Origin of the sequence: Pseudoduganella sp. UC29_71 (assembly GCF_042693265.1) — a bacterium.
In the GTDB taxonomy this organism is placed as follows: Bacteria; Pseudomonadota; Gammaproteobacteria; order Burkholderiales; family Burkholderiaceae_D; genus Rugamonas.
Map to the genome: position 1 here is coordinate 6,323,895 of NZ_CP170549.1, position 25,278 is coordinate 6,349,172.

The window sequence follows — 25,278 nt, forward strand, 5'->3', positions numbered from 1 at the left end:
ACTACCAATGTTTCAGTGTAGGGCCTAGTTGACGTATACGGAAATACCGAATGCCGATACAGCCATAAGAAAAAATGATACCCATCGCAGACCCAAAATGGGGTCAGGGTTAGTTTTCGCGGCGGCGAAAACTAACCCTGACCCCATTTTCGGGGAAAGATTGCGCTAGAGCAGGCGGGCGCCGAGCCAGTAGTGGCTGTGGCAGAGGTCGGCGGCGACCTGGCAGGCGAGGCGGCTGATGGCGGCGCTGGCGTTGGTGAGGGGGATGTTCTTGGAGCCGCACAGGACCACGGTACGGGAGATGGCGGGGCTGTCGATTGGCAGCGCGACCATGGCGCCGCGCTCGATTTCCGCCAGCACCGGCGCCACCGGCAGGATCGTCGCTCCCATGTCGGCGAGGATGGCGGATTTTAGGATGGCGATGGAGTTGATTTCGATGACGTTGGCGGTGGCCAGCCCGGCGCCGCGCGCCACGCTTTCGATCCGCGGCCGCACGCCGTGCTGCGGGCCGGGCAGGATCAGTTGCGCCGCCAGCGCCTGCGCCAGCGTGACGCGGTCGCGGCCCTCGGCCCACGGCGAGCCGGCGCGGCAGATGAAGCGCAGCTCTTCTTCGACCAGCGGGGTGCAGACGAAGGGCGCCAGCTGGCCGTCGTCGAACAGCACGGCCAGGTTGACGCGGCCGGATTTGAGCTGCTCGGCCAGGTTGCCGGTCAGTTCTTCCGTTAGCTGCAGGGTGATTTCGGGAAACTGGGCGCGCGCGGCCGACAGCAGCGGCAGCGCCAGCGCGCCCGAGATGCTGTGCGGCAGGCCCAGCGTGACGCTGCCGCTGGGGCGCTCGGCCGACTGCGTGACGGCCGATTTGGCGTCGGCAACTTGCTTCAGGATAGCTTGTGCGTGCTCGTAAAAGACCTTGCCGGCGTCCGTGCTGAGCACGCCCTGCGCGGAGCGGTGCAGCAGCTGCGCGCCCAGCTCTTCCTCCAGCTGGCGCAGCTGCTGCGTCAGCGCCGGCTGCGCCACGTGCAGCACCGTGGCCGCGCGCGACAGCGAGCCGTGGTCGACAATGGCGACGAAATAGCGGAGTTGGCGTAATTCCATGTGCGAATGTGACCTGTTCAGGACAAAAGTGTGAATCCGGGAGGAAACTATTTGTTATACTGATTCTAACCTCTACCATCGTCCATCGCGCTCGCAGGCCCCGTATGCTCAAGAAAGTCGATTCTTCCCAGCTGACCGTGGGCATGTATATCCATGACCTCAGTTGCGACTGGATGACCCATCCTTTCATCCGCAACCGCTTCGTCATCAGCAGCGAAGACGAGATCCGCAAAATCCTCAAGGCCGGCATCCATGATGTGGTGATCGACAGTTCCAGGGGGCTGGACGCGCAGGATGCGCCCACCCTGGAGGAGGCCAACCTGGCCACCGAGCGCGAATTGACCGAACTGGCCGCCAAGCCGGCCGTGCTGACCAGGGTGTCGCTGGGCGAGGAGCTGTCGCGCGCGGCGCAGATCCGCCACCAGGCGTCCACGCTGGTGCGCACCGTGATGCGCGACGCGCGCCTGGGCAAGGCCATCGAAATCGGCCAGGTGCAGCCGGTGGTGCAGAACATCACCGAGTCCATCCTGCGCAATCCGGGCGCGCTGGTGGGACTGCTGCGCATCAAGAACAAGGACGACTACACCTTCCTGCACTCGGTGAGCGTGTGCGCGCTGCTGGTGGCGTTCTGCAATTCGCGCGGCATGGCGCCGGAGATCACGCGCCAGGCCGGCCTGGGCGGGCTGCTGCACGATACCGGCAAGGCGCTGGTGCCGGACGAGGTGCTGAACAAGCCGGCTGCGCTGACGGCCGCGGAGTTCGCCCTGATCCGCAAGCACCCGCAGGACGGCTTCGACATCCTGCGCCAGTCGCCGGAGGTCAACGACATCGCGCTCGACATCACGCTGCACCATCACGAGCGGCGCGACGGCAGCGGCTACCCGCACAAGCTGTCCGGCGACGCTATCAGCGAACTGGCGCAAATGGCGGCCATCGTGGACGTATATGACGCCATCACCGCCGATCGCTGCTACCACAAGGGCATGTCGGCGGCCGCCGCGCTGCGCAAGATCTACGAGTGGAGCAAGTTCCATTTCAACCCGCAGTACGCGCAGGAATTCATGCGCTGCGTCGGCATCTATCCGGTGGGCACCATGGTGATGCTGGAGTCGGGCCGCCTGGGCGTGGTGGTCGAGCCGCATGAGACCAATCTGCTGGCGCCCAAGGTCAACGTGTTTTTCCACACCCGGAAGAACGTCTACATCAAGCCGGAAACGGTGGACCTCGCGCGCGGCGTGGGCTTCGGCGGCGCCGACAAGATCGTCGGCCATGAGTCGCCGTCCAAGTGGAATGTGGACCCGATGCGCTTCCTGACGCTGGCGGGCTGAGCCCGCCGGCCGGCCTCAGAAGAACTCGGCCTCGTCGTTCGATTCGATGGCCTGCAGCAGGCCGCCGCTGACCAGCTCGTCATAGTGGCAGACCTGGTTGCGGCCGTGGCTCTTGGCGTAGTACAGCGCCTGGTCGGCCTGGCCGAGGATGATCACCGGCGCCTGGTAGGCGCTGATGCTGACGTAGCCTATGCTCACCGTCACCTTGCCCACCTGCGGGAACTCGTGGCTTTCCACGTTGGCGCGGAAGCGGTCGATGATGCGGTGCGCATTGTCCTGCGAGGTCGAGCGCAGCAGCACCACGAATTCCTCGCCGCCGAAGCGGAACACGCGGTCCTGGGCGCGGAAGGACGAGGTCAGCAGGTTGGCGATTAGGATCAGCACTTCGTCGCCGTACAGATGGCCGAACTTGTCGTTGACGTGCTTGAAGTGGTCCACGTCCACCACGGCCAGCCACTGCTTTTCCTGGTCGTTGTGCTGGCGCCGCTCCAGTTCGCCCGGCGGCAGCGCCAGCGCGTCCTGCTCGGCGGTGCTGGCCTGCAGCATCTTGGCCAGCTGGTCGTCGAAGGTCTTGCGGTTGAGCAGGCCGGTCAGCGAGTCGCGCTCGCTGTAGTCGAGCAGGTTCTGGAAGTTGCGGTACACGCTGACGATGCCGCCCACGATGTGGATGGTCTCGCTGGTGTAGGGCGTGGGGTTGACGATTTCCAGGCAGGTGTTGGCCTTGTCGCCCAGCCAGATCGGCAGCCACAGCGTGTGGTTGCCGTCCGCGTCGACCTGGTCGGCGGACGCTTCGTGGGCGGCAATGCAGGAAGCCAGCGCAGGGAACATGCTGATGGGGTCGCCGGCGCAGGACGGGTCGCCATGCTCCTCCATGCGCGCCGGACTGCCGGACACGACGATGGCGCGCGGACGCACGAAGATCTGGCCGCGCACCGACGTCAGCGTGAGCACGCGGGTCTGCCGCGCGCCAGCGAGCTCCTGGACGGCCGAAATGACGGAGACGTCCAGCATCGTGTGATCGCGGTGGCCAGTCATGTCCACCATGTGTTTCAGTAGGGAATCCATCGTCGTTCTCTGATCACGGCACCAAGGCGTACAGTGCTCATAAGCACGAGGCCTTTCCAAAAGACAGCTAAGCAGAATAATACCTTTTTGTATTATAGGCAATTCCAGTCTGCGATATTTCTGCTAAAACGCCACGATTCTACCCTTCAATGCCCAGCGCAAGCGCCCGCCACTGCGGGCATCTCCCGAAAGTTTGATCCAAAACAGTTTCGTTCATACCACACCAGGCGGCGCGCCCCGGGCGGAAAGATTCCGTGTGGAAAACTTGCGCTCAATCAACGTCCCCGAAAACTGGCACGAATATAGTGATTCCAATGGCCGCCGGACTGCAGGCCGGCCGTGCCAGGGCGTAGCTTTGATTTCCTTTCAAGGGGTACATCATGAACAGCTTTATGCAGGCAGCCCGGAATTTCGCCCGGGACGAAGAGGGGATTACCGCAATTGAATACGGCCTGATCGCGGCGCTCATGGCCGGTGTGGTTGCCGCCGCGTTCACACCGCTGCGGGCCGCCATCGTGGCCGCCTTCGGCGAAATCGTCACCGCCATGAACGTCACCTGACGCGCGGCCGGGCGCGCCGGTTTTCCGGTCCGGCGCGCCCACTTTCGCCGGGAGGACCCGATGTGGACTGCGACCGAAGTGCTGTTGCTGTGGCTGGTCCTGCAAGCGGCGGTGACCGACCTGGCGCTGCGCAAGATCCCGAATGTGCTGGTGCTGAGCGGCCTGCTGCTGGCGCTGGCGCTGCATGGCCTGGCCGGGCCGCCCTGGGCGCTGCTGACGCAGTGGCTGGCGGGCACGCTGGCCGGCTTTTTCCTGTTTTTGCCGCTCTACCTGGTGCGCGGCATGGCCGCCGGCGACGTCAAGCTGATGGCCATGGTGGGCGCGTTCGCCGGCCCGCTGCGGGCGTTCGACATTGCCCTGCTCAGCTTTGCCGCCGGCGGCGTGCTGGGGCTGATGCTGATGGTGGCCAGCGGCCAGTGGCGGCGCGGCCTGGCCAATTTGCGCGCCATGCTGGTGCCGGCGCTGCTGCGCCTGGCCGGCATGCCGCTGCAGCCGGTGCCGCTGCGCCAGGGCCAGAGCGTGGGCGGCATGCCCTATGGCGTGGCCGTGGCGCTGGGCACGCTGGCTGTGGTGCTGGCGCCGCACTGCCGCGCCCAGCCTTTGCTGTAGCTCAATATCCGCTTGGCAAGCGGTTGCTAGTATCGATTCCTCACCGCAACACTTTTCAGGAGTATCGCATGATGGACTTTGCCACTGCACTGCCCGCCACCCGCAGCGAGGAGGACGAGCACGGCGCGCTGCTGCCGCCGCAGCCGAAAACCGTGCGCGAGACGGGGCTGGAACTGCAGCTGATCGTGGAGCTGGCCGCCAAGGCCATCTATATCGCCGGGCGCACCCACTTGCCCATCCTGGCGACGCGGCTGCGGCTGTCGATCAATGTGCTGCGCGAGGCGCTGGACTTCATGGTGGCCGAGCAGCTGGCCGAGGTGGCCTGGCGTGGCGACGCCGATATCGACGTGCAGTACCAGCTGACCACGGCCGGCAAGCAGCGCGCGGCCGGCTGGCTGGAGCGCTCGCCCTACCAGGGGCCGGCGCCGGTGACGCTGGAGGCGTGGCGCGCCATGGCGGCGCGCCAGTCGGCCCAGCTGCAGGCGCCCAGCGCCGAGGACGTGGAGGCGGTGTTCGGCGAGGCCGGCCTGGAGCCGGCGGTGCGCAACCTGATCGGCGCGGCCATGCACGCCGGCCGCTCGATGCTGCTGTACGGTCCCCCCGGCAGCGGCAAGAGCACGCTGGCGCGCAAGCTGGGCCGGCTGCTGCAGGGCACGGTGCTGGTGCCGCACGCGGTGGCGGTGGGCCAGGAGATCGTGCAGCTGTACGATCCGGCCGTGCACCTGCCGCCGGCGCTGCCGCCGGGTGCGGCCGGGCGCCAGCCGCTGGAGCGGCGCAGCACCGACGCGCGCTGGGTGCTGTGCCAGCGCCCGGTGGTGCAGCTGGGCGCGGAACTGGACGAGTCCATGCTGGAGCTGCGCCACGATGCCTTCTCCGGCTGCTACCAGGCGCCGCCGCACTGCAAGGCCAGCCACGGCCTGTTCATCATCGATGACCTGGGCCGCCAGCGCATGAGCGCGCCGGCCTTGCTGAACCGCCTGATCCAGCCGCTGGACGCGGGCCAGGACCAGCTGTCGCTGCAGGGCGGGCATAAATTCGCCATGCCCTTCGGCGCCATGCTGGTGTTCGCCACCAACCTGGCGCCGCAGACGCTGCTGGACGGCTCGGCGCTGCGCCGGCTGGGCTACAAGATCCATGTGGGCGCGCTGAGCGAAGCGAGCTACCGCACGCTGTTCCGCCAGCAGTGCCGCGCCGCCGGCGTGGCGCTGGACGACGCCGGCCTGCGCTACCTGATCGAGGAGCTGCACCGCGGCAGCGGCCAGCCGCTGCTGGCCAGCTACCCGCGCGAGATCCTGGGCCGCATCGCCGACTTCGCCGGCTACGCCGGCCAGGCGCCGCGCCTGACGGTGGCGGCGCTGGACCAGGCCTGGTCCAGCATGTTCGCCGCCTGCGGCCCGGCCGCCGGTCCAGCCGGCGTGCCCTGCCAGGCCGAGGACGAGACCGGGTACGCCTTGCTGCGGGCGAGGGCGGCATGAAAAACCGGCGCGCTTACCTGATGCTGGCGCTGGCCGTGGCGCTGGGGCTGGCGGCCGTGCTGCTGGCCTCGCGCTGGCTGCTGCGGCAAACGCCCGGCGCGGCCGGCCGCATCGTGGTGGCCGCCGCAGATGTCAACCTGGGCCAGCGCCTGACGACGGACATGTTCAAGCTGGCCGACTGGCCGGCCGACGCGCTGCCGCCGGGGGCGCTGCGCGACCCGGCCAAGCTGAACGGACGGGTGCTGAAAACCAGCGTGCTGCGCGGCGAGCCGCTGAGCGAGGCCAAGCTGGCCCCGGCCGGCACACTGGGCGGCCTGTCGGCGCTGATCGCCGAGGGCAAGCGCGCCATCACGGTGCGCGTCAACGACGTGGTGGGGGTGGCCGGCTTCGCGCTGCCGGGCAATTTCGTCGATATCATCGTGCATACCCAGGCCGGCGAACGCCAGCACGAGCGCGACATTTCCAAGATCGTGCTGGAGCGCATCCTGGTGCTGGCGGTGGCGCAGGAAGTGAGCCGCGACGACACCAAGCCGCGCGTGGTCAACGCGGTGACGCTGGAGGTAACGCCCGAGCAAGCCGAGCACCTGGACCTGGCGCGCAGCGTGGGCACCCTGTCGCTGGCGCTGCGCAACCAGGTCGACCCCAGGCCGGGCGTGACGGCCGGCGCGACCAAGGGCACGCTGCTGGGCATCTACGAGGCGGAGCCGGCACCGGCGCCCGGCCCGGCCGCCGAACCTGCGCGGCCGTCCGCCGCGCCGCGCCCCCAGCTGGCGGCGGCGCCGGCGCGCCACTGCATCGGCGTCATCAACGGCCTGCACAGCAGCCGCGAATGTTTATGAGGCGCGCCATGAAAACCTTGCCCATGCTTGCCCTGCTGGCGTGCTGCGCTCAGCCGGCGCTGGCCGCTGCCGGTCCCGCAGCCACTGTCGTCGCCACTGCCGCCACTGCCACTGCCGCCGCTGCCGCTCCTACCGCCGCCGCTCCCGCCGCCGCCTCACCGGGCCGTGCCGCGCCTGCGGCGTCCCGGGCGGCGCCGCCCACCAGCGACGGGCCGCGCTGCTCCGGCGACACGCCGGCGCAGCACAGCATGGCGCTGCAGCCCGGTAAATCCACCCTGCTGCGCCTGCCCGAAGCCGTGGCCAGCCGCAGCATCGGCAACCCGGCCGTGGCGCAAGCCATGCTGGTGGCGCCGGACACGCTCTACGTGGCCGGGGTGGATATCGGCAGCACCAATATGGTGGTGCAGGGCAAAAGCGGCAAGTGCAGCCTGATTGACCTGGTGGTGGGCATGGACGTGGCCGGCCTGCAAGCCTCGCTGGCGCAGCTGCTGCCGCAGGAAAAGAACATCCGCGTCACGGCGGCGGCGGACGCGCTGGTGCTGAGCGGCACCGTGGAAGACGGCGCCACCTTGATGAATGTGCTGGAGCTGGCGCACGCCTATGTGCGGCGTCCGGTGCAGGCGCTGGCCAGCCCGCGCGCGCCGGAGGATAAGGCGCCGGCCACGCAGCAGCCGTCCGCCCCGCCATCGGGCACCGTGCCCGGCGTGGCGGGCATGACGCTAAACCGGGTGGTCAACCTGCTGTCGGTGACCGCGCCGCAGCAGGTGATGCTGGAGGTGAAGATCGCCGAGGTCTCCAAGACCCTGCTCGACAAGCTGGAGGCCGGCGTGATGCTGCACTACGCCGGCGGCGGCTGGGCCACCACCATGCTGTCGAATTTCCTCACCGGCACGGCCGGCGGCCGGCTCGACCTGGCCAGGGGCGACAACAAGCGCATCACGCTGGACGCCGAGCGCAAGGACGGCCAGGTACGCATCCTGGCCGAACCGACCGTGATGGCGATCAGCGGCCAGGAGGGCAGCTTCCTGGCCGGCGGCAAGATCTTCATCCCGGTGGCGCAGGACCGCGACAAGGTGACGCTGGAGGAAAAGGAATTCGGCGTCGGCCTGCGCTTCACGCCCACTGTGCTGGCGGGCGGGCGCATCAACCTGAAGGTGGCGCCGGAAGTGTCGGAGCTGTCGCGCGAAGGCATCGGCATCACGGCCACCGGCTTTACCGGCAGCGCCGTGCTGCCCCTGATCACCACGCGGCGCGCCAACACCACGGTGCAGCTGTACGACGGCCAGAGCTTCGCCATCGGCGGGCTGATACGCAACACGCAGAACACCAGCGTCAAGGGCTTGCCGCTGCTGGGCGAACTGCCCATCCTGGGGGCGCTGTTCCGCAGCACCGATTTCCAGCAGGACCGCAGCGAACTGCTGTTCGTCATCACCGCCCATCTGGTCAAACCGCTGCCGCCCGGCCAGCCGCTGCCCACCGGCAGCATGGCGCCGCCGGCGCGTGGCGAACTGTTTCTCGGCGCCGCCCCGCAAGGAGGACAGCCATGATGCGCACCCTGAGGACCATGCCGCTGCTGCCGCTGCGGGCACTGCTGCTGTTACTGCCGCTGCCGCTGGCGCTGTGCGCCTGCGCCGCCGGGAGCGCGCCGCAGGCCGAGCCGGCCCCGCCGCCGTTCGGCAGCGTCACCCGCGCCGCGCTGGCGCAGCAGATCGCAAACCCGGACGCGGCGCGCCGAGCGCAGGAGCAGGACCATGGCGCGGCAGCCGGCGTGGACGGCCGCGCTGCTGCCAACGCGCAGGGCCGCTACCAGAAAAGCTACAGCGAAGCGGGGCCGCAGCCGGGCAGCTTCGCCATCGGCGTGAGCGGCGCAAAATGACACGCCGCGCGCCGCCCGTCCGCCATGCCGCCGCGCGCCAGCGCGGGGTGCTGACGCTGCTGTTCGCGCTGCTGCTGCCGGTGGTGCTGTGCGCGGCCGGCATGGCGCTGGACCTGGCCCTGGTGTACCAGCGCAAGGCGCAGCTGCAGAATTTCGCGGACGCGGTGGCGCTGGCGGCGGCGCGTTCGCTGAACGGCACGGCGGCCGGCGTGACCGACGCGGCCGCGAAGGCGCAGGAGATCGCCGGCAGCCAGCGGTATTTCGGCGCCAGCCTGCCGTGGCAGCCTTCCGCGCTGAGTTTCAGCGCCACGCCGGACGCGCCCGATGGGGCCTGGCTGGACGCCGCTGCCGCCGCCGCCGCGCCGGCCGGCCTGGCTTACGCCAGGGTGGACACCAGCGTGCTCGGGGTGGGCGCGGTCAACACTGCCTTCCTGCGCCTGGCTGGTGCCGCAGCGCCGGTCACTGCCACCGGGCGCGCGGTGGCGGGCCGCGCCGGCACCCGCGTCACGCCGCTGGCCGTGTGCGCCATGGGCGCGGCCAGCGGCACGCGCAGCAACCCCGGCGCGTCCGGCGGCGCCGCCTCGGAATTGCTGCAATATGGCTTCCGTTTCGGCGTGTCCTACAACCTGCTTCAGCTCAACCCGGCCGCCAACGCCACCACGGCCGAATACTTCCTGGTCGACCCGATCCAGGGCGCCGGCGGGCCGGCCGGGCCGGTGGACCATACCAGCGACGCGGTGCTGGCGCCGTTCATGTGCAGCGGCACGGTGCAGCTGCCGCGCGTCACGGGCAGCACGCTCAGGCTGCGCCGTCCGGCCGGCTTCACGCTGGGCGAGCAGCTCAATTCCCGTTTCGGCCTGTATGGCGCCGGCGCCCTGGCCTGCTCGCAGCTCACGGCGCCGCCGGACACCAATGTGCGCCAGTACACCGCCACCGGCAGCTGGATGGCGACGGCGCCCAACGCCGCCAGTGCCGATGCCGCGACCGGCGGCGGCCTGCCCTACAACACCGTGGCCGACCGCGCCAACGCGCCCGGGGCGGCATCCTACGGTTTGCTGTGGGCCTATGGCGCGGCGCGGCAGGCGGCCGGCGGCGGCGCCATCGCCCGCACGCAGTGGCCCTTCCTGTATCCCGTCACTGCCGGCAGCGCGCCGTCCGCGCCCACCTACGGTACGGTGCCGCCTTATGCGCAAACCACCCCAGCCAATTACCTGGCGCCGTCCATGCCCGGCCTGGCGCTGCGCCGCATGCTGGTGATCCCGCTGCTGCAGTGCCCCGCCGCGCCCGGCCCGGACACGCAGGCGGCGGTGCTGGCGCTGGCGCAGTTCTTCCTGATGGAGCAGGCCGGCGCGGGCGGGGTGCGCGCCGAGTTCGCAGGCGTGGTGGACGAGAGCACGCTGGCCGGCGCGGTGGAGCTGTACCGATGAAGGCGCCGCTGCCCGGCCGCCGGATGGGCGGCATGCTGGCGCTGGAGCTGGCCATGATCCTGCTGGTGGCGCTGATGATCGTGCCCTGCGTGATCACGCTGGGCAACGCCATGCGCCAGTACGTGGTGCTGGAGAAGGCCTCCTACCAGGCCGTGCGCCAGCTGGCCGCCATGCCGCGCGTGCAGATGGCCAAGCGCGCCAGCTATCTGCAGGTCGAGGGGGAAGTGCAGGCGCAGGTGATGGCGGCGCTGAACGCCGCGCGGCTGGACACCTCCGAGCTGGTAATCGACGTCGATTGCGCGCCGAGCTCGTGCGGCACCGCGAATTTGCCGCAGCGGATAACGGTGATGATCTCGCTGACGGTGCACAGCAGCGGCGGCGACGGCTTGTCCGGCTGGCTGCTCGGCGCCGGCGGCCTGCCGCTGCAAACCGTGGCGGTGCTGCGCTATGAGAACTGAGCCCCGCCGCGCCGCCGGCGCGCTGCTGATCGAGCTGGCGCTGGTACTGCCATTTTTTCTGCTGTTCATGTACGGCATGCTGGAATGCGCGCGCCTGGTGTATCTGTGGAACACGCTGCAGGAGGTCACGCGCGCCGCCGCGCGCGCGGCCGCCATGGCCGACTACACCGACCCGGCGGCGATGGAGGCGCTGCGCCGGCGCGCGCTGCTGCGTTCGAACGGCGGCACGCTGCCGCTGGTGCCGGGGCTCGACAGCAGCTATCTGCGCATCGAGTATCTGTGGCAGGGCGCGGACGGCGCACTGCAGCCGGTGGCGGCCGGCGCGCGCGCGCCGTGCCCGGCGCTGAACCGGCTGTACTGCCTGCGCAATCCGAACGGCAGCGACTGCATCCGCTTCGTGCGCGCCAGCGTGTGCGATCCGGCCGATGCGGACGGCTGCCGGCCGGTGCCGTTCCGGCCGTTGCTGCCACTGCCGCAGCTGGACTGGCAAAGCCTGGTGTTGCCGCCCTCGGCCACCACCGGGCGCGCCGAGTCCCTGGGTTATCAGCCGGGCAGCGCGCTGTGCGCCGCGCCTGCCGCGCCGCCCCCCTGAACACGGCGCGCACTTTGACGAAGGAATGCCTATGAAAGCCTTGATGATAAGCAGGGACAGCCAGTTGCACGCCGAGGTGGCGGCGCAGGGATCGGCGCGCATGCCGGCGGTGCAGCTGGTGGCCACGCGCCAGGGGCTGCGCGACGCGGTCGAGCGCGTGCTGGCCGAGGCGCCCGAGCTGGTGATCTTCGACGCCAGCGACGTGGCGCCGGAGGAGGTGGAACTGGTCGAGCGCCTGGGCAAGCACTATCCGCGCGCCTCCTACATGATGCTCACGCGCGCGCCGCAGCAGGACCTGCTGATCCGCGCCATGCGCGCCGGCATGCGCGAAGTGCTGCCGCTGCCGCTGGTGCACCGCGCCTTCCACGAGGCCATGGACCGCATCGAGATCGAGACAGGCGTCACCCATATGCGCGACGGCAAGGCGCTGGCCTTCATCTCCTGCAAGGGCGGCAGCGGCGCCACCTTCCTGGCCACCAATTTCGGCTACGCGCTGGCGGTGCTGGCCGAACGCAAGGTGCTGCTGATCGACCTGCACGGCCAGTTCGGCGACGCCACCTTGTATGTGTCGGACCAGAAGCCGGCCATGACGCTGTCCGACATCTGCGCCCAGATCGGCCGCATGGACGGCGCCTTCCTCGATTCCTGCCTGGTGCACGTCACGCCCAATTTCGGCGTGCTGGCGGCGGCCGACGACCCGCACCAGGTGTCGGACATGAAGCCGGACCATATGGACGCCATCCTGCGCGTGGCGCGCCAGCACTACGACTACATCGTGCTGGACGTGGGCCGCCAGATCGACGCCATCTCGCTGCGCGCGCTCGACAGCGCGGACGCCATCTACCCGGTGCTGCAGCTGGCGCTGCCCGACATCCGCGACGGCCGCCGCCTGCTCGACATCTTCCGCTCGCTCGGCTATCCGGGCGACCGCATCCGCCTGATCGTCAACCGCTACGAGCGCGGCGGCAAGCTGCGCCTGGCCGACCTGGAACAGGCGCTGGGCGCGGAGGTGATGCACACGGTGCCCAACGACTACCTGTCGGCCACCGATTCGGTGAACCAGGGCGTGCCGCTGCTGCAGCTGTCGCGCAGCAGCCCGGTGGCACGCAGCCTGGCCGACCTGGTGGAAGTGGTGACGGCGCGCAGGGTCCCGGAAAGCAAGGGCTTGTTCGACCGCCTGTTCGGCCGCAGCGACGCCGAGCTTTAACCGCCAACAAAAAGGAGAGCAACATGAGTTTGCGCGAACGCCTGGCCAGCGGCGACGAGACGCGGGGCAGCAGCAACGTGGTGGGCTTGCAGCCCGGACTGATGGGCAGCCTGCCGGACGCGTCCTACCAGGAGCTGCGCAAGACCATGCACCAGACCATCCTGGACCGGATCGACCTGGAGCGCCTGAAGCGGCTCACGCCGGAGCAGTTCAAGCACGAGCTGGCGCTGCTGGTACAGCGCGTGATCGAGGACGAGCGCATCGTGCTGAACCAGCAGGAGCGGCACCGCCTGGTGCTCGACATCCAGCACGAGATGCTGGGCTTCGGTCCGCTCGAGCCGCTGCTGGCCGACGCCGGCGTGTCCGACATCCTGGTCAACACCTGGTCCAAGGTCTACGTGGAGCGCGGCGGGCGGCTGGAGCTGACCGGCATCAGCTTCCACGACAACGCCCACCTGATGAAGATCATCGAGAAAATCGTCTCGCGCGTGGGGCGCCGCATCGACGAATCGAGTCCCATGGTGGACGCGCGCCTGCCGGACGGCTCGCGCGTGAACGCCATCATCCCGCCGCTGGCGATCGACGGCCCCATGCTGTCGATCCGCCGCTTCGCCGTGCAGCCGCTGACGGTGGCCAACCTGCTCGCGTTCAAGAGTGTCACGCCGCCCATGGTGCAGGTGCTGGAGGCGCTGGGCCACGCCAAGATCAACATCCTGATCTCGGGCGGCACCGGCAGCGGCAAGACCACCCTGCTCAACGTGCTGTCCGGCTTCATTCCCGGCAGCGAGCGCGTGGTCACCATCGAGGACGCGGCCGAGCTGCAGCTGCGCCAGCCGCACGTGGTGCGGCTGGAAACGCGGCCGCCCAACATCGAGGGCAAGGGCGAGGTGACGCAGCGCGCGCTGGTGCGCAACGCGCTGCGCATGCGCCCGGACCGCATCATCCTGGGCGAGGTGCGCGGCGCCGAGGCGGTGGACATGCTGCAGGCCATGAACACCGGCCACGAAGGCTCGCTGGCCACCATCCACTCGAACACGCCGCGCGACGCCCTGTCGCGGCTGGAGAACATGGTGGGCATGGCCGGCCTGACCCTGACGCCGCGCGCCACGCGCCAGCAGATCTGCTCGGCCATCACGGTGGTGATGCAGGTGTCGCGCCTGACCGACGGCACGCGCAAGCTGGTCAGCCTGCAGGAGATCACCGGCATGGAAGGCGACATGATCGCCATGCATGAAATCTTCCGCTACGAGCAAACCGGCGTGGACGGCGAGGGCAGGGTGCAAGGGCAGTTCCGCGCCACCGGCGTGCGGCCGCGCTTCGCCGAGCGCCTGCGCATGTTCGGCGCGGCCGTGCCGGACAGCGCCTTCGATCCCGACAAGATCTACGAATAATTCGCCCATCAGTCTCCGGGAGACGCCTATGGATCTGGTCTTTTCTTCTTTCGTGGTGCTGCTGTTCGCCGCCGTCATCCTGCTGATCGAGGGGGCCTGGCTGTGGTGGTCCGGCACCCATGGCGGCGGCGCGCGGCGCATTGCGCGCCGCCTCGAGCTGATGGCCGCGCGCGCCGACGATGGCGGCCTGGCGCCGCGCGTGACCATCCTCAAGCAGCGCCGCTACAGCGCCTTGCCCTGGCTGGAACAACTGCTGCGCCGGGCGCCGCTGCTGCCGCTGGCGGCGCGGCTGGACCGGCTGCTGCTGCAGTCCGGCCTCGGCTGGAGCGTGGCGCGCCTGCTGGGCGTGCAGTCAGTGCTGCTGCTGGCGGCCGCCGCGCTGCCGGCGCTGGCCGGCTTGCCGCGCCCGGCGCAACTGCTGGCGCTGGCCGCTGCGGTGCTGGCGCCGGCGCTGCTGCTGTACCGCGCCCGCAGCGCGCGCCTGGCCAAGCTGCAGGAACAGCTGCCCGAAGTGGCCGATTTCCTCAGCCGCGCGCTGCGCGCCGGGCACTCCTTCGCCAACGTGCTGCACATGGTGGGCAACGAGATGCCCGAACCGATCGGCAGCGAATTCCGCATCGCCTACGAGGAGATCAACTACGGCGTGCCGATGAACGAAGCCTTGCACAACCTGGGCGCCCGCATTCCGCTGACGGATCTGCGCTACCTGGTGATCGCGGTGCTGATCCAGCGCGAATCGGGCGGCAACCTGGCCGAATTGCTGGGCAGATCTCGCGCATGGTGCGCGCCCGCCTGCGGCTGCTGGCGCAGATCCGCGTGCTGTCGGCCGAGGGCCGCATGTCGGCCTGGATACTGGGCCTGCTGCCGCTGGGCGCCATGGCGCTGATGTCGCTCACCAGCTACCAGTACATCAGCCAGCTGTGGACCGACCCGGCCGGCGTGCAGATGCTGTGGTACGGCGCGGCGGCCATGCTGGGCGGCCTGCTGTGGATGCGCCAGATGATCAGGATACGCATATGAGCGCCGGCATGGAACTGAACCACTGGCTGTTCCTGCTGGTGGTGTTCGCGGCCGTGGCGCTGGTGGCGCTGGCAGCCATGCTGCTGTTCGCGCCGGGCGCACTGCGCCAGCGCCTGGCCGCGCACGCGCTGCCCGAGGGCGTGGCCGATGCGCCGTCCGGCTGGGTCGAGCGCGCGGCCAAGGTGGCGCAGCCCTTCATGCGCCTGTCGCTGCCGGAGGAGGGCTGGGAGCGCTCGCCGCTGCGCACGCGCTTCATGACGGCCGGCTGGCGCCATGCGTCGGCGCCCACCTTCTACTTCGCGGGCAAGACCTTGCTGGCCCTGCTGCTGCCGGCCCTGCTGGCGGCGCTGATGGCGGGCCTGAAGGCCGGCGCCGTGGGCGGCGGCTGGCTGTATTTCCTGCTGGGCGCTGCGGCGCTGGGCTACTACCTGCCCAACGCGCTGCTGGCGCGCACTGCGGCCGGCCGCCAGCGCGACATCTTCGAGCATCTGCCCGATGCGCTGGATTTGCTGACGGTGTGCGTGGAAGCGGGCCTGAGCCTGGAACGCGCGCTGGCCAAGGTGGCCGGCGAAGTGCACATCAAGAGCGTGGTGCTGGCGCAGGAACTGCAGCTGGTGCTGATGGAGATGCGGGCCGGCTTCAGCAAGGAGAAGGCCTTGCGCAACCTGGCCCTGCGCAGCGGCGTAGAGGACGTGGACACGCTGGTGGCGATGCTGATCCAGTCGGAGCGCTTCGGCACCAGCATGGGCGATTCGCTGCGCGTGCATGCGGAGAATTTGCGCGCCAAGCGCAGCATGCTGGCCGAGGAAGCGGCGGCCAAGATCGCGCTCAAGCTGCTGTTCCCGCTGATCTTCTGCATCTTCCCGACGCTGATGCTGGTGCTGCTCGGACCGGCGCTGCTGCAAATGTCGAAGGTGCTGCTGCCCGCCGCCGGCGGGCATTAGGGCATTAGGACATCAGGCAGGCGGCTAGTTCCAGGCCACGCTGCCCAGGCCGCGCGCGCTGGCGCTGCGGTTGGCGGGCTTGCCGTATACAGTGGCCGAACCGAGGCCGCTCAGGCGCAGATTGGCGCTGGTCCTGGCGTACACGGTGGCGCCGCCCAGGCCGCTGAGATCGACATCCACGCTGTCGGCGCGCAGCTGCTGCGCGTCCAGGCTGCCAATGCCGCCCAGCTTGGCGTTCAGGTTCTTGCTTTGGCCGCTGACCACCATCTGGCCCGCGCCGCGCAAATCGATGCCCACGGTATCGGCGTCGCCGGCGTTCACGTGCATGCTGCCCACGCCGGTCAGCTTGGCGTTCACGGTGCGGTAGCGCGACGTGACGTTGACGGCGCCCGCGCCTTCCAGCGCCAGGCGCATTTCATCGCCGGTGAAGCCGCTCACTTCGGTCGAGCCGACGCCGGCCGACACCAGTTCGCGCAAGTTCGGCAAGGTCAGTTCGGCGCGCAGGTTATGGCTGTGCATTTGCACGCCGCGCAGTTCGGTGCCGATGCGCAGCGTGTCGCCGTTCTGCACCACGGTCACTTTCTGCAGGTAGCGCTTGTCGCCGGTGACGACGAGCGAAGCGGTCGGGCCTTGTTTCACATTCAGGCTGATCACGCCGTCCAGCACCACCTTCACGGCACGCGCATCGATGCTGCGGCTTTCGCTGGCCAGTTCCTGGGCGATCGCGGCGCCGTGCGTCGCGTACAGGGTCACTGCCATCATCGTTGCGCTGATAAAGTTGTTCATTACGTGCTCCGTGTGGTGGTCTGCGTGGCGTGGCGATTAATTGGCGAGCGCGGCTTTTTCGGCAGCGCTCAGCCGTTTGGCGGTAATCGTCACGACCTGCATCGGAGCGGCCTTGGCGTCGGTGACGGTGACAGGAGCCGGTGCGGCGACGGCGGCCGGCACGGCTGCGGTGGCGAAGCTGGCGACGCCTGCCAGGGCAACGGTGGCGATGAAGATGGCTTCCATGTTTTTAGCGATGTTCATGATGTTTCTCCTTGTCTGGTGGGGTGGTGCTTGCGTTTTGCGTTTGCGTTGAGTGAACTATAGATAAACCCCGCGCACCACTCCACCGCAGTGCGACGAAATGCACAATCGGCGACATGAACTGCAAATATGGGAGCCCGAGCGCTTGGCCCGGATCAGATCAAATCAGATCAGCGCAGCGATAGCCTCCCCCATGCCGGTGGTGCTGGCGCTGCCGCCCATGTCGGGCGTGCGCGGCCCTTCCACCAGCACGGTTTCGATGGCGCGCATGATGTCGTCGTGCGCCGCCTGGAATGCAGCCTGCTGTGCCGCATCGCCCTGGCCGAGGAACTGCAGCATCAGCGCGCCGGACCAGATCATGGCGACCGGGTTGGCGATGTTCTTGCCGGCGATGTCGGGCGCCGAGCCGTGCACCGGTTCGAACAGCGAAGGGAAGGTGCGCTCCGGATTCAGGTTGGCCGACGGCGCAATGCCGATGGTGCCGGTGCAGGCCGGTCCCAGGTCGGACAGGATGTCGCCGAACAGGTTGGAGGCCACCACCACGTCGAAGCGCTCCGGGCTGAGCACGAAGCGCGCCGCCAGGATGTCCACGTGGTACTGGTCCCAGCGCACTTCCGGATAGCCGCCCGCCATCTGCTTCACGCGCTCGTCCCAGTAGGGCATGCTGATGGCGATGCCGTTCGACTTGGTGGCCGAGGTCAGGTGCTTTTTCGGACGGCTCTGCGCCAGCTCGAACGCATACTTCAGGATGCGGTCCACGCCCTTGCGCGTGAACACCGCTTCCTGCAGCACCGTTTCGCGCTCCGTGCCCTCGAAGATGCGCCCGCCCACCGACGAGTACTCCCCCTCGGTGTTCTCGCGCACCACGAAGAAGTCGATGTCGCCCGGCTGCTTGTTGGCCAGCGGGCAGGGCACGCCCGGCATCAGGCGCACCGGGCGCAGGTTCACGTACTGGTCGAACTCGCGGCGGAACTTGATCAGCGAACCCCACAGCGAAATGTGGTCGGGCACCGTGTCCGGCCAGCCGACGGCGCCGAAGTAGATGGCGTCGTAGCCCTTCAGCTGCTCGAACCAGTCGTCCGGCATCATCTGGCCGTGCCGGGCGTAGTACTGGCAGTCGGCCCACGCGAAGGTGGTGAATTCGAGCGGCAAGCCGTGCTTGCGCGCGGCAGCCTGGACGGCGCGCAGGCCCTCCGGCATGACTTCCTGGCCGATGCCGTCGCCGGCGATGACTGCGATGCGGTGCGTTTTCATGAAGACTCCTCCTGTGAATGTGCGTTCAGCATAGCGTTAATCGGTAGCGCTATAATCGGCTGATTCGTAATTCCAGCGTGCACGTATCGTGAATAATCAACCCCTGTTGGCCGACCTGCGCCTGTTCTGCACCCTGGTGCGCGAACGCGGCTTTGCCGCCGCCGCGCGCACGCTGGGCGTGTCGAACGCCTACGTCAGCAAGCGCATCGCCTTGCTGGAGCAGTCCTTGCAGGCGAAGCTGCTGCACCGGACCACGCGCAGCGTGACGGTGACCGAGCAGGGCGGGGTGGTGCACCAATGGGCGCTGCGGATACTGGAGGACGTGGACCAGATGCGCGACGCGGTATCGAACGAGCAGAGCGCCCCCAGCGGCCTGCTGCGCGTGTGCACCAGTTCCGGCTTCGGCCGCAACCGGGTGGCGCCCGCCATCTCGGCGCTGGCGCTGCGCTATCCGGCGCTGGAAGTGCAGCTTGAGTTGCTGGACCGGCCGGTGGACCTGATCGGCGAAGGCTTTCATCTGGATATCCGCGTGGGCGAGGCGCACGAGCCGCACCTGATGTCGCGCCGCATCGCCGCCAACCAGCGCGTGCTGTGCGCGGCGCCGTCCTACCTGGCGCGGCACGGCGCGCCGGCCACGCTGGCCGAACTGGCGCAGCACCGCTGCATCGTCATCCGCGAGCGCGACCAGGGGCATGAGCAGAATTCGGGCCGCTGGCTGCTGTCCGGGCCGGACGGGGTGGAGGCGGTGAAGGTGGCCGGGCCGCTCTCGGCCAGCAACGGCGAGATCGTGCACCAGTGGGCGCTGGACGGCCACGGCATCATTTTGCGATCGATCTGGGATGTGGGGCCGGCGCTGGCGCGCGGCGAGCTGCTGCGCGTGCTGCCGGCCTATGCGCAGCCGGCGGACGTGTGGGCGGTGTACACGTCGCGGCTGTCCACCTCGGCCAAGGTGCGGGTCTGCGTCGAGTTTATCGAGCAGTGGCTGGCCGAGGCGTGAATTACCCGGCGGCTTCCTCTTCCACCTTGGCCGAGCGCATCCAGGTCACCAGGGGATAGGCGTCCTTCAGGCCGTTGGCGATCAGCGGCAGCAGCAGGTCCGGCTTGTTCAGGTCCAGCTTCATCTCGGTCCACACGAAGAAGCTCTTCAGCTTGATGAATTCGATGTGCTCGTGGTCCGCGTCGAAGCCCTTGGGCGGGCGCTGCAGCTTGCCCTCGTCCTGAATGGTGCCGTAGCGCGCCTTCAGGGCCTTGTTTTTCAGCGCCTTGGAAAAGCCGGCCGCGTCTTCCACCATGTGCTTGCGCAGGGCCCGGGTGCGCTCGGGCGGCGGCATGTATTCGCCGGCGCCGAACAGCAGCCGGCCTTCGCCGTCGAGCTGGAAGTAGTACGTGGGGCCGCCCGCCTTGGACGGGCGGCGCATGTCGTTGGGCGCGATGGCGGCCGAGAAGCGCGTTTTATAGGGGCTCTTGTCGTGGGCGAAGCGCACGTCGCGGTTGATGCGGAACATGGCTTTCTTCGGATTGCAGAACTTCACCGCCGGATCGAACTTGCCCAGCTCGCCGACCACTTGCGTCACCAGCTCCAGGAATTCTTCGCGCAGGATGTCGTAGCGCGGCTTGTTCATGATGAACCAGGGGCGGTTGTTGTTGTCGGCCAGTTCGGTGAGGTAGTTCTTCAGGTCGCGCAGGTGCATGTCGTGTCGGTGGTTTTTATCTGATACTTAGCGGGAAATCGGGCGCTTGCCCACGGTAATGGCAAGGTCCGTCTCGCGGCTCTTGCGCAGCACGCGCATTGTAGCTTTTTCGCCCGGCGGCAGCTGGGCGATCAAATTGAGCATGTCGTTGGTGTCGTTGACGGCCTTGCCTTCCACCGACAGCAGGATGTCACCCGGCTTCATGCCGCCCTTGTCGGCCGGGCCGTTGCGCACCACGCCGGCGATGATGGCGCCGCTTTGCACCTTGAGGCCGAAGCTGTCGGCCAGCTCGGGCGTGATCTCCTGCGACTCCACGCCTATCCAGCCGCGCACCACGTGGCCCGAGGCGATGATGGATTCCATCACGGTCTTGGCGGTGGACACGGGAATGGCGAAGCCGATCCCGACCGAGCCGCCGGTCTGCGAGTAGATCGCCGAGTTAATGCCCAGCAAGTTGCCGTTGGTGTCGATCAGCGCGCCGCCCGAGTTGCCGAAGTTGATGGCGGCGTCGGTCTGGATGAAATTCTCGAAATTGTTGATGTGCAAGTTGTTGCGGCCCAGCGCGGAAATGATGCCCATGGTCACGGTCTGGCCCACGCCGAAGGGGTTGCCGATGGCCAGCACCACGTCGCCCACCTTGGCCTGCTCGGCGTGGCCCAGCACGATCACCGGCAGCTTGTCGAGGTCCACCTTGATCACGGCCAGGTCGGTTTCGGGGTCGGTGCCCACCACCTTGGCGGCGGCCTTGCGGCCGTCGGCCAGCACCACCTGGATCTCGTCGGCCGCGTCCACCACGTGGTTGTTGGTCAGGATATAACCTTGCGCACTGACGATGACGCCCGAGCCCAGGCTGGACTGGTCGTCGTCGTCGCCGTCACGGTCGCGGTCGCCGAAGAATTTCTTGAAGAAGGGATCGCGCGTGAGCGGATGCTTGCGGCGCGGCGCCTTGGTGGTCAGCACGTTGACCACGGCGGGCATGGCTTGCGCCGCCGCCGCGCGGTAGGAACCGGGCGAGGGCGGCAGGTTGCCGCCGGCGAGGGCGCTGCGCGCTGCACCCGGGGCCGGACAGCTGCGCGGACGCGCCGCCGCCCAGGCCAGGCAAGCCCGGCCAGTCCGGGCGCATGGCGCTGTAGACGAAGTACAGCGCCAGGACCACGGTCACCGCTTGTGCAAACAATAACCACAGTCGTCGCATGATGCCGTCCTAACTTTGCCGCCGGGACGGTCTGCGTGCCGTCCGGCTTATTTTTTCAGTGCGTCGCGGATTTCGCGCAGCAGCAGGATATCCTCGGCAGTCGGCGCCGGCGTTTCCGTTGGAGCGGGTTCGGCCTTGCGGGCTTTCTGCAGGATGCGCACCATCTGGAAGATGATGAACGCCAGGATAATGAAGTTTAGCAGGATGGTCAGGAAGTTACCGTACGCCAGTACCGCGCCCAGTTTCTTGGCCTCCACCAGGCTCAGGGTGCTGGCCTGGCCGTTCAGCGGCACGTAGTAGTTGGCGAAATCCAGGCCGCCGATCAGCTTGCCGATCGGCGGCATGATGATGTCCTGCACCAGCGAATCGACAATCTTGCTGAAGGCGGCGCCGACGATCACGCCGACCGCCAGATCGACCACATTGCCCTTCATGGCGAAGTCTTTAAATTCTTGCATCATTCCCATTGTGAGCTCCCTGGCTAAGTTGTAAAGCCGATCATAACGTGTTTTTTAGCAACTGGTCGATAGTCTATGACGATCGGGATGGGGCGGAATTTAGACAAATGCAACGTTTCGCTTTAAAACGGTTTTGGCTTCACCTATAATCTAAGGTTGCTGGAAGCTTGGTTAACGCATAATAACTATTTCGCAATTTGATGATTGGGGTTTGGTATGAGTAACGATAAGCAGGTCGATTCTGGCCGTCGTGGCTTGATCGCCGCAACATGCGCGGCAGGTGGCGTAGTTGGACTGTCCACCGCCGGTGTTCTGGTAAGCACCTTCCAGCCGTCCGAGCGAGCGAAAGCGGCCGGCGCACCCGTCGAAGTCGATATCTCCACGCTGCAGCCGGGCGAAATGCGCACCGTCGAGTGGCGCGGCAAGCCGGTCTGGATCCTGAAGCGCACCCCCGAGATGGTCGCCTCCCTCAAGCAGACCGACGGCAAAGTGGCCGACGCCGAATCCAAACGCAACCCCGAAGAATTCACCCCGGAATACTGCCGCAACGAGCAGCGTTCCCGCAAACCAGAAATCCTGGTCGCGGTGGGCATCTGCACCCACCTCGGCTGCTCGCCATCGTCAAAATTCACCCCGGGACCGCAGCCTTCGCTGCCGGACGACTGGGCTGGCGGCTTCCTGTGCCCGTGCCACGGCTCGACCTTCGACATGGCCGGCCGCGTCTTCAAGAACAAGCCTGCGCCGGACAACCTGCAGGTTCCGCGTCACATGTATCTGAGCGACACCAAGCTGGTGATCGGCAAAGACGAGAAAGGCGAGGCATAAACCATGGCAGCTTTTAAAGAGACCAAACTCCCCGCCAACGCTCCGGTCGCGCAAAAAGCGCTGGGCTGGGTGGACGACCGCTTCCCGCTGACCAAGCTGTGGAACGACCAGTGGGGCAAGTACTACGCGCCGAAAAACTTCAATTTCTGGTACATCTTCGGCTCGCTGGCCGCGCTGGTGCTGGTGCTGCAGATCGTCACCGGCATCTTCCTGACCATGCACTACAAGCCGGACGCCAACCTGGCCTTCGGTTCGGTGGAATACATCATGCGCGAAGTGCCGTGGGGCTGGCTGGTGCGCTATATGCACTCGACCGGCGCCTCCGCCTTCTTCATCATCGTCTACCTGCACATGACGCGCGGCCTGCTGTACGGTTCCTACCGCAAGCCACGCGAGCTGGTCTGGCTGTTCGGCTTCGCCATCTTCCTGTGCCTGATGGCCGAGGCCTTCTTCGGCTACCTGCTGCCATGGGGCCAGATGTCGTACTGGGGCGCCCAGGTGATCGTCAACCTGTTCGGCGCCATCCCGCTGATCGGCCCCGACCTGTCGCTGTGGATACGCGGCGACTACGTGGTGTCCGACGCCACCCTGAACCGCTTCTTCGCCTTCCACGTGATCGCCATTCCGCTCGTGCTGCTGGGCCTGGTTGCCGCCCACCTGATCGCGCTGCACGAAGTGGGCTCGCTGAACCCGGACGGCATCGAAGTGAAGGAAAACCTGGGTCCGGACGGCCATCCGCTCGACTCCATCCCGTCGCACCCGTACTACACCGTGCACGACATCTTCGGTGTCTCGGTGTTCCTGCTGATCTTCAGCACCGTGGTGTTCTTCGCGCCGGAAATGGGCGGCTATTTCCTGGAATATAACAACTTCCTGCCGGGCGACTCGCTGAAGACCCCGCTGCACATCGCGCCAACCTGGTACTTCACGCCGTTCTACTCGGTGCTGCGCGCCACCACCGCCGATTTCATGTGGGTGCTGATGGTCGCGGTGGCCGCCTACGTGGCCTTCCTGTGGCTGAAGTCGCGCCTGGCCTTCACCACCAAGGCCATCATCGCCGTGATCGCGCTGGTCGCTATCGTCGGCATGCTGCCGTCGGTGCTGGACGCGAAATTCTGGGGCGTGGTGTTCTTCGGCAGCTCGGTCGTCATCCTGGCCTTCCTGCCGTGGCTGGACCACTCGCCGGTGAAGTCGATCCGCTACCGTCCGGACTGGCATAAATATGTGTACGCGCTGTTCGGCCTGTCCTTCGTCACCCTGGGCTACCTGGGCACCCAGCCGCCTAGCGTGATCGGCACCATCGTGTCGCAAGTGTGCACCCTGTACTACTTTGCCTTCTTCCTGTTGATGCCGTGGTGGAGCGCGATGGGCCAGTTCAAGCCTGTGCCATCCCGCGTGACTTTCCATCCGCACTGATACGCCGACCACAGCTCAAAAGGACAAGCATATGAATTTTGCAAAGAAACTGTTCGCAATCCTGGCGCTGCTGCCAGGCCTGGCCCTGGCAAGCGAAGGCGGCCACCCGCTGGACAAGGCGCCGGACCGCTCCACCAACATGGCCGCGCTGCAAAATGGCGCTAAGTTGTTTGTGAACTACTGCCTGAACTGCCATAATGCGTCTTCGATGCGGTTTAACCGCCTCAAAGACCTCGGCCTGACGGAAGAGCAGATCAAGGGCAACCTGTTGTTTACCGGCGAAAAAGTGGGCGAGATGATGATCACGGCCATGCCGGCCAAGGATGCCAAGGCCTGGTTCGGCGTCGTGCCGCCGGACCTGTCGGTGATTTCCCGCGCCAAGGCTGGCCCGGGCGGCACCGGCGGCGACTATCTGTACACCTATCTGCGCACCTTCTACAAGGATGACACCCGCCCCAACGGCTGGAACAACCTGATGGTGCAGAACGTGGCCATGCCGCACGTGTTGCATGAACTGCAAGGCGTGCAAGTGGCCAAGTTTGCGGAGGAAAAAGATCCGCACGACCCCAGCAAGGTGGTGCATAAATTCGTCGGCTTCGAGCAGGTCAAGCCCGGCGCCATGGACAAGCTGACTTTCGACACCAATGTGGCGGACCTGGTCGGCTACATGGAGTGGATGGCCGAACCTGCCGCGCAGACCCGCAAGCGCCTCGGCGTGTGGGTGCTGATTTTCCTGACGGGCTTCGCGCTGCTGGCCTGGCGCCTGAACGCGTCGTACTGGAAAGAGGTCAAATAAGTGAGCATGCCGGCCTGAGGCCGGCTATGTGTTTTGTGCGTCGCCCGCGTGGCGGGCGCGTTCTGGGGTGAGCCGTTCGCGGCTGCATCCCATTTTGTTTCTAAGGAACTACAAAAATGATGGTTCTCTATTCGGGTACAACCTGCCCATTTTCGCAACGCTGCCGCCTGGTCCTGTTTGAAAAAGGCATGGACTTCGAAGTGCGCGACGTCGACCTGTTCAACAAGCCGGAAGACATCTCCACCATGAACCCGTACGGCCAGGTGCCCATCCTGGTCGAGCGCGAACTGATCCTGTACGAATCGAACATCATCAACGAGTACATCGACGAGCGTTTCCCGCACCCGCAGCTGATGCCGGCCGACCCGCTGATGCGCGCGCGTGCACGCCTGATGCTGTTCAACTTCGAGAAAGAGCTGTTCGTGCACGTGCACACGCTGGAAAGCGAGCGCGCCAAGGCCAACGACAAGAGCCACGACAAGGCGCGCGCGGAAATCCGCGACCGCCTGACCACGCTGGCGCCGCTGTTCCTGAAGAACAAGTACATGCTGGGCGACGAGTTCTCCATGCTGGACGTGGCCGTGGCCCCGCTGCTGTGGCGCCTGGACCATTACGGCATCGAGCTGTCGAAGACCGCCGCGCCGCTGATGAAATACGCCGAGCGCATCTTCTCGCGTCCGGCCTACATCGAAGCGCTGACGCCGTCCGAGAAGGTCATGCGCCGCTGA

The 25,278-nt window shown here is 67.3% G+C and carries 27 protein-coding genes and 1 pseudogene; 20 read left to right on the forward strand and 8 right to left on the reverse strand.

Translation table 11 applies throughout. From position 1 onward, the window contains the following. Positions 1 to 165: 165 nt before the first annotated feature. Positions 166 to 1,095, reverse strand: a complete 930-nt coding sequence (locus ACFJI2_RS28260) for a LysR substrate-binding domain-containing protein (protein WP_107869818.1) — start codon at positions 1,093 to 1,095, stop codon at positions 166 to 168. Between the two features lie 104 nt (positions 1,096 to 1,199). Between ACFJI2_RS28260 and ACFJI2_RS28265 the strand changes: the two genes are divergently transcribed. Beyond that, positions 1,200 to 2,423 carry an HD-GYP domain-containing protein gene (locus tag ACFJI2_RS28265; protein ID WP_377702831.1) on the forward strand — a complete coding sequence of 408 codons (1,224 nt, stop codon included), beginning with the start codon at positions 1,200 to 1,202 and terminating at the stop codon, positions 2,421 to 2,423. 15 nt (positions 2,424 to 2,438) lie between these two features. Here the strand turns inward: ACFJI2_RS28265 and ACFJI2_RS28270 are convergent, their stop codons facing one another. Then, on the reverse strand, positions 2,439 to 3,488 hold the full coding sequence (locus tag ACFJI2_RS28270) for a GGDEF domain-containing protein (RefSeq protein WP_377702832.1): 1,050 nt from the start codon (positions 3,486 to 3,488) through the stop codon (positions 2,439 to 2,441). 380 nt (positions 3,489 to 3,868) lie between these two features. Here ACFJI2_RS28270 and ACFJI2_RS28275 point away from each other — a divergent pair, with 380 nt between their 5' ends. The 14 genes from ACFJI2_RS28275 (at position 3,869) to ACFJI2_RS28340 (ending at position 15,886) form a co-directional block, all read left to right on the forward strand. Further along, positions 3,869 to 4,048, forward strand: coding sequence for a Flp family type IVb pilin (locus tag ACFJI2_RS28275; RefSeq protein WP_107869821.1), 180 nt, complete (start codon positions 3,869 to 3,871; stop codon positions 4,046 to 4,048). 60 nt (positions 4,049 to 4,108) lie between these two features. Continuing rightward, a complete protein-coding gene (locus ACFJI2_RS28280) occupies positions 4,109 to 4,657 on the forward strand; it encodes a prepilin peptidase (RefSeq protein WP_377702833.1) in 549 nt (182 codons plus the stop codon). 68 nt (positions 4,658 to 4,725) lie between these two features. Then, positions 4,726 to 6,132, forward strand: a complete 1,407-nt coding sequence (locus ACFJI2_RS28285; protein WP_377702834.1) for an ATP-binding protein — start codon at positions 4,726 to 4,728, stop codon at positions 6,130 to 6,132. Continuing rightward, positions 6,129 to 6,971 (forward strand): Flp pilus assembly protein CpaB, encoded by an 843-nt coding sequence (cpaB, locus tag ACFJI2_RS28290; protein ID WP_377702835.1) that lies wholly within the window; start codon positions 6,129 to 6,131, stop codon positions 6,969 to 6,971. Before ACFJI2_RS28285 ends, cpaB begins: the two co-directional genes overlap by 4 nt. 8 nt (positions 6,972 to 6,979) lie before the next feature. Then, entirely contained in the window at positions 6,980 to 8,518 is a 1,539-nt protein-coding gene (locus tag ACFJI2_RS28295) for a type II and III secretion system protein family protein (protein ID WP_377702836.1), read from the forward strand. Next, positions 8,515 to 8,847, forward strand: coding sequence for a hypothetical protein (locus ACFJI2_RS28300; protein WP_377702837.1), 333 nt, complete (start codon positions 8,515 to 8,517; stop codon positions 8,845 to 8,847). The genes ACFJI2_RS28295 and ACFJI2_RS28300 overlap by 4 nt, the downstream gene beginning before the upstream one ends. Continuing rightward, entirely contained in the window at positions 8,844 to 10,274 is a 1,431-nt protein-coding gene (locus tag ACFJI2_RS28305) for a pilus assembly protein TadG-related protein (RefSeq protein ID WP_377702838.1), read from the forward strand. Before ACFJI2_RS28300 ends, ACFJI2_RS28305 begins: the two co-directional genes overlap by 4 nt. Next, positions 10,271 to 10,732 carry a hypothetical protein gene (locus tag ACFJI2_RS28310; protein WP_377702839.1) on the forward strand — a complete coding sequence of 154 codons (462 nt, stop codon included), beginning with the start codon at positions 10,271 to 10,273 and terminating at the stop codon, positions 10,730 to 10,732. Before ACFJI2_RS28305 ends, ACFJI2_RS28310 begins: the two co-directional genes overlap by 4 nt. Next, a complete protein-coding gene (locus ACFJI2_RS28315) occupies positions 10,722 to 11,324 on the forward strand; it encodes a TadE family protein (RefSeq protein ID WP_107979794.1) in 603 nt (200 codons plus the stop codon). Before ACFJI2_RS28310 ends, ACFJI2_RS28315 begins: the two co-directional genes overlap by 11 nt. Before the next feature lie 31 nt (positions 11,325 to 11,355). Then, on the forward strand, positions 11,356 to 12,531 hold the full coding sequence (locus tag ACFJI2_RS28320; protein ID WP_377702841.1) for a CpaE family protein: 1,176 nt from the start codon (positions 11,356 to 11,358) through the stop codon (positions 12,529 to 12,531). A gap of 23 nt (positions 12,532 to 12,554) precedes the next feature. Beyond that, a complete protein-coding gene (locus ACFJI2_RS28325) occupies positions 12,555 to 13,922 on the forward strand; it encodes a CpaF family protein (protein ID WP_107979796.1) in 1,368 nt (455 codons plus the stop codon). Positions 13,923 to 13,950: 28 nt separating this feature from the next. Then, a complete protein-coding gene (locus tag ACFJI2_RS28330; RefSeq protein WP_377702842.1) occupies positions 13,951 to 14,808 on the forward strand; it encodes a type II secretion system F family protein in 858 nt (285 codons plus the stop codon). Further along, entirely contained in the window at positions 14,760 to 14,942 is a 183-nt protein-coding gene (locus ACFJI2_RS28335) for a type II secretion system F family protein (protein ID WP_377702843.1), read from the forward strand. Before ACFJI2_RS28330 ends, ACFJI2_RS28335 begins: the two co-directional genes overlap by 49 nt. Before the next feature lie 8 nt (positions 14,943 to 14,950). Then, the gene (locus tag ACFJI2_RS28340; protein WP_377705923.1) at positions 14,951 to 15,886 is read left to right on the forward strand and encodes a type II secretion system F family protein; all 936 of its coding nucleotides are present in this window, start codon (positions 14,951 to 14,953) and stop codon (positions 15,884 to 15,886) included. A gap of 24 nt (positions 15,887 to 15,910) precedes the next feature. Here ACFJI2_RS28340 and ACFJI2_RS28345 read toward each other — a convergent pair whose 3' ends face one another. The 3 genes from ACFJI2_RS28345 to ACFJI2_RS28355 form a co-directional block, all read right to left on the reverse strand. Continuing rightward, the gene (locus ACFJI2_RS28345) at positions 15,911 to 16,672 is read right to left on the reverse strand and encodes a GIN domain-containing protein (protein ID WP_377702844.1); all 762 of its coding nucleotides are present in this window, start codon (positions 16,670 to 16,672) and stop codon (positions 15,911 to 15,913) included. A 36-nt stretch (positions 16,673 to 16,708) separates the two neighbouring features. Further along, on the reverse strand, positions 16,709 to 16,915 hold the full coding sequence (locus ACFJI2_RS28350) for a hypothetical protein (RefSeq protein ID WP_377702845.1): 207 nt from the start codon (positions 16,913 to 16,915) through the stop codon (positions 16,709 to 16,711). Positions 16,916 to 17,080: 165 nt separating this feature from the next. Next, positions 17,081 to 18,169, reverse strand: a complete 1,089-nt coding sequence (locus tag ACFJI2_RS28355) for a tartrate dehydrogenase (protein ID WP_377702847.1) — start codon at positions 18,167 to 18,169, stop codon at positions 17,081 to 17,083. Positions 18,170 to 18,257: 88 nt separating this feature from the next. Between ACFJI2_RS28355 and ACFJI2_RS28360 the strand changes: the two genes are divergently transcribed. Further along, positions 18,258 to 19,166: a LysR family transcriptional regulator gene (locus ACFJI2_RS28360; protein ID WP_377702848.1), complete on the forward strand. Its 909-nt coding sequence runs from the start codon at positions 18,258 to 18,260 to the stop codon at positions 19,164 to 19,166. A gap of 1 nt (position 19,167) precedes the next feature. On the opposite strand, the gene ACFJI2_RS28365 is transcribed toward ACFJI2_RS28360, so the two are convergent. The 3 genes and pseudogenes from ACFJI2_RS28365 to mscL all read right to left on the reverse strand — a co-directional run bounded on the left by ACFJI2_RS28365 (position 19,168) and on the right by mscL (position 21,522). Next, positions 19,168 to 19,860 (reverse strand): DUF2461 domain-containing protein, encoded by a 693-nt coding sequence (locus ACFJI2_RS28365; protein WP_377702849.1) that lies wholly within the window; start codon positions 19,858 to 19,860, stop codon positions 19,168 to 19,170. A 27-nt stretch (positions 19,861 to 19,887) separates the two neighbouring features. After that, positions 19,888 to 21,055: pseudogene (locus tag ACFJI2_RS28370) on the reverse strand (S1C family serine protease). Positions 21,056 to 21,102: 47 nt separating this feature from the next. After that, positions 21,103 to 21,522: a large conductance mechanosensitive channel protein MscL gene (mscL, locus tag ACFJI2_RS28375; RefSeq protein WP_377702850.1), complete on the reverse strand. Its 420-nt coding sequence runs from the start codon at positions 21,520 to 21,522 to the stop codon at positions 21,103 to 21,105. 207 nt (positions 21,523 to 21,729) lie between these two features. On the opposite strand from mscL, the gene petA reads away from it, so the two are divergent. The 4 genes from petA (at position 21,730) to ACFJI2_RS28395 (ending at position 25,278) form a co-directional block, all read left to right on the forward strand. After that, on the forward strand, positions 21,730 to 22,338 hold the full coding sequence (petA, locus tag ACFJI2_RS28380) for a ubiquinol-cytochrome c reductase iron-sulfur subunit (protein WP_107869838.1): 609 nt from the start codon (positions 21,730 to 21,732) through the stop codon (positions 22,336 to 22,338). A gap of 3 nt (positions 22,339 to 22,341) precedes the next feature. Continuing rightward, the gene (locus tag ACFJI2_RS28385) at positions 22,342 to 23,754 is read left to right on the forward strand and encodes a cytochrome bc complex cytochrome b subunit (protein ID WP_377702851.1); all 1,413 of its coding nucleotides are present in this window, start codon (positions 22,342 to 22,344) and stop codon (positions 23,752 to 23,754) included. Positions 23,755 to 23,785: 31 nt separating this feature from the next. Further along, on the forward strand, positions 23,786 to 24,550 hold the full coding sequence (locus ACFJI2_RS28390) for a cytochrome c1 (protein ID WP_377702852.1): 765 nt from the start codon (positions 23,786 to 23,788) through the stop codon (positions 24,548 to 24,550). Positions 24,551 to 24,666: 116 nt separating this feature from the next. Further along, positions 24,667 to 25,278, forward strand: coding sequence for a glutathione S-transferase N-terminal domain-containing protein (locus tag ACFJI2_RS28395; protein ID WP_050409980.1), 612 nt, complete (start codon positions 24,667 to 24,669; stop codon positions 25,276 to 25,278).

What these genes read in the sequence shown, in the direction of transcription:
- ACFJI2_RS28260 (WP_107869818.1), bottom strand. Translation starts at nt 1,095, where the DNA reads ATGGAATTACGCCAACTCCGCTATTTCGTCGCCATTGTCGACCACGGC.
- ACFJI2_RS28265 (WP_377702831.1), top strand. Translation starts at nt 1,200, where the DNA reads ATGCTCAAGAAAGTCGATTCTTCCCAGCTGACCGTGGGCATGTATATC.
- ACFJI2_RS28270 (WP_377702832.1), bottom strand. Translation starts at nt 3,488, where the DNA reads ATGGATTCCCTACTGAAACACATGGTGGACATGACTGGCCACCGCGAT.
- ACFJI2_RS28275 (WP_107869821.1), top strand. Translation starts at nt 3,869, where the DNA reads ATGAACAGCTTTATGCAGGCAGCCCGGAATTTCGCCCGGGACGAAGAG.
- ACFJI2_RS28280 (WP_377702833.1), top strand. Translation starts at nt 4,109, where the DNA reads ATGTGGACTGCGACCGAAGTGCTGTTGCTGTGGCTGGTCCTGCAAGCG.
- ACFJI2_RS28285 (WP_377702834.1), top strand. Translation starts at nt 4,726, where the DNA reads ATGATGGACTTTGCCACTGCACTGCCCGCCACCCGCAGCGAGGAGGAC.
- cpaB (WP_377702835.1), top strand. Translation starts at nt 6,129, where the DNA reads ATGAAAAACCGGCGCGCTTACCTGATGCTGGCGCTGGCCGTGGCGCTG.
- ACFJI2_RS28295 (WP_377702836.1), top strand. Translation starts at nt 6,980, where the DNA reads ATGAAAACCTTGCCCATGCTTGCCCTGCTGGCGTGCTGCGCTCAGCCG.
- ACFJI2_RS28300 (WP_377702837.1), top strand. Translation starts at nt 8,515, where the DNA reads ATGATGCGCACCCTGAGGACCATGCCGCTGCTGCCGCTGCGGGCACTG.
- ACFJI2_RS28305 (WP_377702838.1), top strand. Translation starts at nt 8,844, where the DNA reads ATGACACGCCGCGCGCCGCCCGTCCGCCATGCCGCCGCGCGCCAGCGC.
- ACFJI2_RS28310 (WP_377702839.1), top strand. Translation starts at nt 10,271, where the DNA reads ATGAAGGCGCCGCTGCCCGGCCGCCGGATGGGCGGCATGCTGGCGCTG.
- ACFJI2_RS28315 (WP_107979794.1), top strand. Translation starts at nt 10,722, where the DNA reads ATGAGAACTGAGCCCCGCCGCGCCGCCGGCGCGCTGCTGATCGAGCTG.
- ACFJI2_RS28320 (WP_377702841.1), top strand. Translation starts at nt 11,356, where the DNA reads ATGAAAGCCTTGATGATAAGCAGGGACAGCCAGTTGCACGCCGAGGTG.
- ACFJI2_RS28325 (WP_107979796.1), top strand. Translation starts at nt 12,555, where the DNA reads ATGAGTTTGCGCGAACGCCTGGCCAGCGGCGACGAGACGCGGGGCAGC.
- ACFJI2_RS28330 (WP_377702842.1), top strand. Translation starts at nt 13,951, where the DNA reads ATGGATCTGGTCTTTTCTTCTTTCGTGGTGCTGCTGTTCGCCGCCGTC.
- ACFJI2_RS28335 (WP_377702843.1), top strand. Translation starts at nt 14,760, where the DNA reads ATGTCGGCCTGGATACTGGGCCTGCTGCCGCTGGGCGCCATGGCGCTG.
- ACFJI2_RS28340 (WP_377705923.1), top strand. Translation starts at nt 14,951, where the DNA reads ATGGAACTGAACCACTGGCTGTTCCTGCTGGTGGTGTTCGCGGCCGTG.
- ACFJI2_RS28345 (WP_377702844.1), bottom strand. Translation starts at nt 16,672, where the DNA reads ATGAACAACTTTATCAGCGCAACGATGATGGCAGTGACCCTGTACGCG.
- ACFJI2_RS28350 (WP_377702845.1), bottom strand. Translation starts at nt 16,915, where the DNA reads ATGAACATCGCTAAAAACATGGAAGCCATCTTCATCGCCACCGTTGCC.
- ACFJI2_RS28355 (WP_377702847.1), bottom strand. Translation starts at nt 18,169, where the DNA reads ATGAAAACGCACCGCATCGCAGTCATCGCCGGCGACGGCATCGGCCAG.
- ACFJI2_RS28365 (WP_377702849.1), bottom strand. Translation starts at nt 19,860, where the DNA reads ATGCACCTGCGCGACCTGAAGAACTACCTCACCGAACTGGCCGACAAC.
- mscL (WP_377702850.1), bottom strand. Translation starts at nt 21,522, where the DNA reads ATGGGAATGATGCAAGAATTTAAAGACTTCGCCATGAAGGGCAATGTG.
- petA (WP_107869838.1), top strand. Translation starts at nt 21,730, where the DNA reads ATGAGTAACGATAAGCAGGTCGATTCTGGCCGTCGTGGCTTGATCGCC.
- ACFJI2_RS28385 (WP_377702851.1), top strand. Translation starts at nt 22,342, where the DNA reads ATGGCAGCTTTTAAAGAGACCAAACTCCCCGCCAACGCTCCGGTCGCG.
- ACFJI2_RS28390 (WP_377702852.1), top strand. Translation starts at nt 23,786, where the DNA reads ATGAATTTTGCAAAGAAACTGTTCGCAATCCTGGCGCTGCTGCCAGGC.
- ACFJI2_RS28395 (WP_050409980.1), top strand. Translation starts at nt 24,667, where the DNA reads ATGATGGTTCTCTATTCGGGTACAACCTGCCCATTTTCGCAACGCTGC.